This is a genomic window from Amycolatopsis sp. NPDC059021 (genome assembly GCF_042739895.1).
Classification (GTDB): domain Bacteria; phylum Actinomycetota; class Actinomycetes; order Mycobacteriales; family Pseudonocardiaceae; genus Amycolatopsis.
This window is the reverse complement of sequence record NZ_JBHYIQ010000019.1, coordinates 1-7,994: the sequence shown is the minus strand read 5'-3', so window position 1 is coordinate 7,994 and position 7,994 is coordinate 1. Positions and strand designations below refer to the sequence as shown.

The 7,994-nt window shown below is 69.7% G+C and carries 7 protein-coding genes; 5 read left to right on the top strand and 2 right to left on the bottom strand.

Going from position 1 to position 7,994, the window contains the following annotated elements:
- Positions 1-213 precede the first annotated feature (213 nt).
- Complete coding sequence (locus ACFWX1_RS13790; RefSeq protein WP_378387287.1) at positions 214-1,017, bottom strand: HAD family hydrolase; 804 nt, start codon at positions 1,015-1,017, stop codon at positions 214-216.
- 124 nt (positions 1,018-1,141) lie between these two features.
- Between ACFWX1_RS13790 and ACFWX1_RS13785 the strand changes: the two genes are divergently transcribed.
- A complete protein-coding gene (locus ACFWX1_RS13785) occupies positions 1,142-2,029 on the top strand; it encodes an LLM class flavin-dependent oxidoreductase (RefSeq protein ID WP_378387084.1) in 888 nt (295 codons plus the stop codon).
- Between the two features lie 351 nt (positions 2,030-2,380).
- Here ACFWX1_RS13785 and ACFWX1_RS13780 read toward each other — a convergent pair whose 3' ends face one another.
- A complete protein-coding gene (locus ACFWX1_RS13780) occupies positions 2,381-4,390 on the bottom strand; it encodes a DUF6541 family protein (protein ID WP_378387082.1) in 2,010 nt (669 codons plus the stop codon).
- 76 nt (positions 4,391-4,466) lie between these two features.
- Between ACFWX1_RS13780 and glf the strand changes: the two genes are divergently transcribed.
- From glf to ACFWX1_RS13760, 4 genes are all read left to right on the top strand, one after another.
- Positions 4,467-5,690, top strand: a complete 1,224-nt coding sequence (glf, locus tag ACFWX1_RS13775) for a UDP-galactopyranose mutase (protein WP_378387080.1) — start codon at positions 4,467-4,469, stop codon at positions 5,688-5,690.
- The gene (locus ACFWX1_RS13770; RefSeq protein WP_378387285.1) at positions 5,683-6,201 is read left to right on the top strand and encodes a phosphatase PAP2 family protein; all 519 of its coding nucleotides are present in this window, start codon (positions 5,683-5,685) and stop codon (positions 6,199-6,201) included. The genes glf and ACFWX1_RS13770 overlap by 8 nt, the downstream gene beginning before the upstream one ends.
- Positions 6,198-7,187, top strand: a complete 990-nt coding sequence (locus ACFWX1_RS13765) for a decaprenyl-phosphate phosphoribosyltransferase (RefSeq protein WP_378387078.1) — start codon at positions 6,198-6,200, stop codon at positions 7,185-7,187. Before ACFWX1_RS13770 ends, ACFWX1_RS13765 begins: the two co-directional genes overlap by 4 nt.
- A gap of 101 nt (positions 7,188-7,288) precedes the next feature.
- Complete coding sequence (locus tag ACFWX1_RS13760; protein WP_378387076.1) at positions 7,289-7,819, top strand: hypothetical protein; 531 nt, start codon at positions 7,289-7,291, stop codon at positions 7,817-7,819.
- Positions 7,820-7,994 lie beyond the last annotated feature (175 nt).

The following is a 7,994-nucleotide window of genomic DNA, read 5'->3' as shown; positions in this document are numbered from 1 at the left end:
CGCGTTGTCCTCGCGTGTCGCGAACGCTCCGTTCGCGACGATCAACGTCTCCAACGGAGCGTTCGCGACCAAAGGGACTCGCGAAGCGGAGCACACCCCGAGGCAACCGGCGCGATACCCACGGAGCCACGTAGCCACAAAAGCGAACCCTGGCCAGCACTTCCGACTGCAACACAACCCAAAGTGTCTATTGTGGACACTTCGCAACTCGCGTCAGAACCAGCGTTCGAGAACCTGGGCGACACCGTCTTCGCCAGCGGGACCGGTGATCTCGTCGGCGATCTTCACCACGGCACGGTGGCCGTTCGTCATGGCCACACCGTGCCCGGCCCACGTGAGCATTTCGACGTCGTTCGGCATGTCCCCGAAGGCGATGATCCGTTCCCGGGGCACCCCGAGCCGCTCGGCCACCTCGGCGAGGCCGGTCGCCTTCGTGATCCCGTGCGCGGCGAGTTCGATCAGCCCGCCGGAGGACGAGTAGGTGACGTCCACCGCGCCGTCGAGCAGCTCGCGCGCCGCGAGCGCCATCTCGTCGGACTCCATCCCGCGCTTGCTGATCAGCAGTTTGATCGCCGGGTGGCCCAGCACCTCCGCACGCGGCGCGTAGCGACCTTCGCCGTCGCCCCACGGATTGTGGTACTCGGGTTCGATCACGAAGTTGCGCAGGTCGGACTCGTCGAGTGGGCCGAGATCGACCCGCTCCGCGGCCAGCCGGCAGCCGGGCAGCGCGCTGTCCAGGGTCGCCGCGATGTCGTGCAGCAGCTCCGGCTCCAGCAGGCCGTGCACCGCGACGACCTCGCCGCGGCCGATGTCGTAGAGCACCGCCCCGTTCGCGCACACCGCGTACCCGGTCAGGCCCAGCGGCCCGGCCACCGGCGCGATCCACCGGGGCGGGCGGCCGCTGGCCAGCACGAAGGGCACACCGTCTTCGAGTACCCGGCGCACGACGGCGATCGTGCGTTCGCTCGGCACCTCGGCGGGGCCGAGCAGGGTGCCGTCGACGTCGGACGCGATCAACAGAGGCTTCTCCACTCCCTCATTGTCCCTGAAGCGCCCGGGAGATCATCCGGTTTGCGCGATAGCCGACATCGCCGCCTCCGCCCTCCGGAGGGTAGGTGACCCTCACTGCTACGGTCCGGGCGTGCGAGTAGGCATCGTGATCCTTCCGGAAGACCGTTGGTGGGCCGCCGAGCCGAAGTGGCGTGCCGCCGAGGAGTACGGCTTCGACCATGCGTGGACGTACGACCATCTCGGCTGGCGCACCCTGATCGACGGGCCGTGGTTCTCCGCGATCCCGACGCTCACCGCGGCGGCGACGGTCACCTCGCGGATCAAGCTGGGCACGTTCGTCGCCTCGCCGGTCGCCCGGCACCCGGTGCCGTTCGCGCGCGAGCTGATCACCCTCGACGACATCTCCGACGGCCGGTTCGTCCTCGGCGTCGGCGCGGGCGTCGACCACACCCGGTACGACTCCGCCGTGTTCGACGGCCCCGAGCTGACCACCCGCCAGCGCGCCGACCGGTTCACCGAGTTCGTCGAAGCGCTCGACGGGCTGCTCATGACCGACAAGTTCGACTACGCGGGCGAGTACTACCGCGCCAAGGGCGCCCGGAACCCGCCCGGCACGGTCCAGCGTCCCCGGCTGCCGTTCGTGGTCGCCGCCAACGGTCCGCGCACGATGACGCTCGCCGCGCGCTTCGGCGCGGGCTGGGTGACCACCGGCAAGGGCGGGGACACCCTCGACGGCTGGTGGAAGGGTGTCGCGGAGCTGTCCGCGCTCTTCGACGAGCGCGCCACGGCCGCGGGCCGCGACGTCTCGACCGTGGAACGGCACCTGAGCCTGGACGCGTCCCCGTTGTACTCGCTGTCCAGCGTCGAGGCCTTCCGCGACGCCGCCGGACGAGCCGCCGAGCTGGGCTTCACGGACATCCTCGTCCACTGGCCGCGCTCCGGTGAGCCGTACCAGGGCCGTGAGCTCGTGCTCGAGAAGGTCGCGAGCGACGTCCTTCCGGGTCTTCAGGCCTCGTAGGCCTTACGACGAACGGGTGACAATCGTCGCGCTCGGAAACCGATTACCCGTGCCGATCGTCGAGCAAGTAGGACGTCTGGGGGACGGCCCGTAAGGCACCCGGGGGTGATCGGGGAACGGGCGGGGGGGGGGGTGGGGGGGGCCCGCCCCGTACGGCCCCGGGGGGTGCGGGGGCAGGGGGCGGCCCTGGTCCCGGGGCGCGGGGCTCCGGCGTTCCCGTGGACCGCGAGGCGGGCTTGCTGTTCGCAAGCCCTTCGGCCTTGCTCCCGGTGCCCGCAGTATCTACCCGGGGGACAACCCCCGGACCCCCAGCGCGCGACGCGTGTCGCCTTGTGCTGTTCGCCGGCCCCGTCACTTCACGATCGTGTAAATCGCCGCGCCGGGATTGGCGTAGTCGCGACGCAGGAAGTCCAGCCCTTCCAGGTTCCGCAGCCCCGGCGAGGGCAGCCCGTTCACCACGATCGAACCGCTGCCGATCAGCACGTGGTGGATGTTCAGCCGCCGCACCGCGGCCCGCACCTCGGGATCGGTGTCGTACTCGCGGAAGTGCAGCGCCAGGTACGCCGCGTCCTTCGGCGGCACCCCGGCGTCGTAGTGCGCGGCCACCGGGTGCACCCCGGCGATCGCGTACATCCACGCCGTGCCGTCGAGCCGGTCGTTGAGCACCTTCTCGTCCGCCGGGATGTGCATCCGGCCCAGCTCGGCCATCGCCGTCAGCTCGTCGGCGCTGACCGGCGGCACGACCTCGCCGGGCAGTCCGTTGTAGTAGAGCAGGGAAACCGCTTTCGCGTTCGCCGTGTTCAGGAACCCGCCGGTCACCACCGCGAACAGCGCGACCACCACCGCCGCGCTGACCAGGCCGAACCGCGCGGTCAGCCGCGGCCGGGCCCGCAGCCACGCACGCTGGGTGACGAGCTTCGCGAGCCAGCGCTGCAACTGGGCCATCCCGTGCGCCGCCAGCAGGCACAGCGGGATCGCGGCCAGCGCCATCAGCCGGTACCGGTCGTTCCACCACGGCCGCGAGAGCGCGATCACCCACTCGGTGTCACCGTAGGACGCGACCAGCACGAACAACGTGCTCAGCAGGATCGCCGAGAGCAGCAACCAGCGCATCCCGCGCAGCGCGAGGAAGCTCAGCACCCCCACAGCGAACAGGGCGGTCAGCCAGAGCTGCGGATCGGGCAGCACCTGGTGGAACGTGGCGAGCAGCGCCAGCGACTTGAGCACCGGCAGATGCGAGCCCCACGGGTGATACGGGTACGAACTCGACGTGAAGCCGATCGCCCCGAAGATCATCGGCGACGCCAGCACGCCCGCCACCAGCATCACCGGCAGCATCCGCAGCAGGTCCCCGCCGACGACCCGGCCGAACCCCTTGCCCTCGGCGCCGCCGTCGGCGCCGCGGCCGCGCAGCACGCGGTACCAGCGCTGCACGACCAGCGGGAAGGCGAACAGGATCGCGCCGAACAACGCGCTGGAGTGCGCGGCGAGCAGCCCGACCGCGCTCAGTGCCAGCACCGCGCCGCTTCCGATGTCCGGATGCACGAGGTACCGCTGCAGCGCGACCACCGCGAGCGGCGTCAGGACGATGCCCAGCGCGAACGGCAGCAGCCCGCTCGACACCTGCTCGTAGGCGCCCGTCGTCGCGGTCCCTGCGACCAGCGCGGCACAGCCCGCGAACACCGCGCGGCCGCCGAGCTGGCGGACCAGCGCGACCAGAGCCAGCGCGAAGAGCCCCGCGGTCGGCATCGTGATCGCGTTCAGCGTGACCGGGATCGTCGTGCCGGAAAGCTGGTAGACCAGCGCGCCGACCAGGTGATAGCCGTTCGGATAGAAGTTCCCGTCCGGATACCAGTTGAGCTTGCTCATCCCGGTGAGCGAGCCGTCGCCGGTGTCGGCGATGTAGCGGATGCCGTTCGCGTGGTAGACGGTGTCCCAGCGCTGGAAGACCGCGGTCGTGCCGCCCTTGGCCGACAGCACCGCGATGATCGACAGGCCGAGTGCCAGCACGATGCAGGCCGCGACGGCGACGTGCGCGCGGCGCGTCCAGGTCACCCCCGGTTCGGCCGCGCCGGGGGAGGACCAGCCTCTGGCCAGTGCGAGCCTGCGCAGCCCGTACACGACCCCCGCGATCAGCAGCGTGCAGCCGGCGACGCTGAGGGTGTTGTACGGGAGATGAATTTTCGCCAGCCACGGGCCGGCGAGCCCGGTGACGGTGTGGCTCAGCAGCGGCGCGAGCCCGGCCAGCGCCCAGCCACGCAGGCCCGCCGCCAGCCCGATGAGGCCGCCGGGCAGCGCCAGCACGCCGACGTAGGTGGCGAGCGCGCCGAAATAGCTCCAGAAGTCGTCGGGTGTCGGCACTGCTTCCCTGTTGGATCGAGGTGAAATACGACGGTCGGTGCGGGTCGCGGTGAGCGACTGCGTACCCTGGGCGCCCGTGAGCGCGCACACGAACCCCGCCAACAGTACTGAACGCGATTTCGCAGGTTACGACCTCGTCGTCGTCGGCTCCGGTTTCTTCGGGCTGACCGTCGCCGAGCGGGCCGCGGCCGAGCTCGGCAAGAAGGTCCTCGTGCTCGACCGGCGCAGCCACATCGGTGGCAACGCCTACTCCGAGGCCGAGCCCGAGACCGGCATCGAGGTGCACAAGTACGGAGCGCACCTGTTCCACACGTCGAACAAGCGGGTCTGGGAGTACGTCAACCGCTTCACCGAGTTCACGAACTACCAGCACCGGGTGTTCGCGCGGGTCAAGGACCAGGTCTACTCGTTCCCGATGAACCTGGCGCTGATCAACCAGTTCTTCGGGAAGTCGCACACCCCGGACGAGGCCCGCGAGCTCATCGCCAAGCAGGCGTCCGAGTTCGAGACCGAGAACGCGCAGAACCTGGAGGAGAAGGCCATCTCGCTGATCGGCCGCCCCCTCTACGAGGCGTTCATCCGCGGGTACACCGCGAAGCAGTGGGAGAACGACCCCAAGAACCTGGGCGCCAACATCATCACGCGCCTGCCGGTCCGCTACACGTTCGACAACCGGTACTTCAACGACACCTACGAGGGCCTGCCCGTCAACGGGTACACCGCGTGGCTCGAGAAGATGGCCGAGCACGAGAACATCGAGATCCGGCTGAACGTCGACTACTTCGACGTGCGCGACCAGATCCCGGCGGGCACGCCGACCGTCTACACCGGGCCGCTGGACCGCTACTTCGGCTACTCGGCAGGCCGGTTCACCTGGCGCACCGTCGACTTCGAGTCCGAGGTCGCGGACACCGGTGACTTCCAGGGCACCTCGGTCGTCAACTACAACGACCAGGAAGTGCCCTACACCCGCATCATCGAGTTCCGCCACTTCCACCCGGAGCGGGACTACCCGAAGGACAAAACGGTCATCTTCCGCGAGTACTCCCGGTTCGCGGGCGAGAACGACGAGCCGTACTACCCGATCAACACCCCGGAGAACCGCGAGAAGCTCGAGGCCTACCGCGAGCTGGCCAAGGTCGAGGCGCGCGAGAAGAACGTCCTGTTCGGCGGGCGGCTGGGGACCTACAAGTACCTGGACATGCACATGGCGATCGGTTCGGCGCTGTCGATGTTCGACAACAAGATCGCGCCACACCTGACCGATGGCGCGCCTCTCGACGGGTCCATCGATGCTTGAGAAGGGCACGCCGACGGGCGAAATCGCGGTCCTCTCGAAGGCGCAGAGCTTTCTGAAGAGTGACATCTCGGTGAAAGCCGCGCGCGGCATGTCGCACTTCGGCGAGCACGCGATCGGCTGGTTCAGCATTGGCCTGATCGGCGCCGCGGTCGACAAGAAGCGACGCAAGGACTGGCTGATCGCGGCGGGCGGCGTGGTGGGCGCGCACGCCGCGTCGATCGCGGTGAAACGCGTGGTCAGGCGGCCGCGACCGGACGACCCGAGCGTCGAGGTTCTGGTCGGTACGCCGAGCAAGCTGAGCTTCCCGTCGTCGCACGCGACGTCCACTACGGCGGCGGCGGTGCTCTACTCCGGATTGACCGGGCGTAACCTGGTGCCCGCCTTGGTACCGCCGATGCTGGCTTCCCGGCTCGTGCTCGGCGTCCATTACCCGACCGACGTACTGGCCGGAGCGGCCCTGGGAGGGCTCGTCGGTGGTCTCCTTCGACGAAAGCTGAAGAAGCGAATATGAGCGAAACGACCGAGCGATTAGAAGACAGCGGTGACGTGCCCGCCGGGCCGGAGACCTCCAGCACGGAGACCCCGGCCCCGGCGGCACCCGTCACGGCGGCCAAGGGGCCACTGGGCCTGGTCGGCGGGATCGTCAAGACGGCCCGGCCGAAGCAGTGGGTGAAGAACGTCCTCGTCTTCGCGGCGCCGTTCTTCGCCTTCTCCAAGTCGACCGACCGGGCGGGGCTGCTCTTCGCCGCCGCGATCGCCTTCGTGGCGTTCTCGCTGGTGGCGTCCTCGGTCTACCTCATCAACGACGCGATCGACGTCGAGGCCGACCGGGCACACCCGACCAAACGCAACCGGCCCATCGCGGCGGGCATCGTGCCCGTCCCGGTGGCCTACGCGTCGGCCGCGGTGTTCTTCCTGGCCGGTTTCGGCGTCTCGTTCGCGGCGAGCTGGCAGCTGGCCGTGGTGCTCGCGGTGTACGAGGCCGTGCAGCTCGGCTACTGCTTCGGCCTCAAGCACCAGCCGGTGGTCGACCTCGCCATCGTCGGTTCGGGCTTCCTGATGCGCTCGATCGCCGGTGGTGTCGCGGCCGCGGTCCCGATGTCGCAGTGGTTCCTGCTGGTCACCGCGTTCGGCTCGCTGTTCATGGTCGCGGGCAAGCGGTACGCGGAGGTCATGCTCTTCGAGCGCACCGGCGCGAAGATCCGCGCCTCGCTGAAGAAGTACTCGGCGAGCTACCTGCGGTTCGTCTGGGCGACGTCCGCGGCGATCCTGATCATGTCCTACTGCCTGTGGGCGTTCGAGATCCGCCAGCACGAGCACAACTCGGTGTGGGCGGTCGTCTCGATGGTGCCGTTCGTGGTCGCGGTGCTGCGCTACGCGGTCGACGTCGACAGCGGGAACGGGGGCGAGCCCGAGGAGATCGTGCTGCGTGACCGCGTGCTCCAGGTCCTCGGCGGAGTCTTGGTCATCACGCTGTTCCTGTCGTTCTACCTGTAGGCAATCAACAGCTCCTGTACAGCGTTCACACAGGAACCGGGCTCATGCTCGGTGACGGGCCGGGTGAAATGCCCGGTCCGGTGAACCACAGGGAGCATGAGATGACCCATCCCGCAGACCCGTCGCGGGACCCCGCGACGGGTGCCGTGCCGCCAGCGGGTGCCGGAGAACCCACCGTCGAACAGCCTGCGGCCGCCGCCGAGGGCACGCCGCCGGTTCCGCCGGCGGCTTCGCAGCCCACGGTCGAACAGCCGGCCGCGAACCAGACCGCCGAACACGCCGAGCAGGCCCCTCCCGGCGCCACTCCGCCACCGCCTGCCGGGGGTACGCCGCCTCCGCCGCCTGGCACCTGGGGTGCCCCCGCCGCGGCAGCGCAGCCCCGGCAGCCCGGTGGCTTCCGCCGCTTCGTCGCGCACCGGGCGACCCAGCTGGTCGCGGTCGGGGTGCTCGGGCTCGTGGTCGGCGGCGGGGTCGTCGGCATCGTCGCCGCGGCCACCCATCACGACGGCAAGCGCCCCGGCATCGCGCGCATGCACCACCAGCGTGACGGTGGTGGCCCGCGCGGTCACGGCAACTTCGGGCCCGGCCAGAACGGCCGTGGCGGCGCCGAGGCCCCCGGCTACGGCGGCTGACTCCGCTGGTCCGTGAATGCCAAGCCGACCACGCCGCCCGATGTCGCGAACGCTCCGTTGCCGACGATGAACGTCCCGAACGGAGCTTTCGCGACAACCAAAACCGCAGCACCACGCCACACCCCACCCCCCCGGGACCGAATGCCGTGAAGGCCTCCTTCACAACGCTCAACGC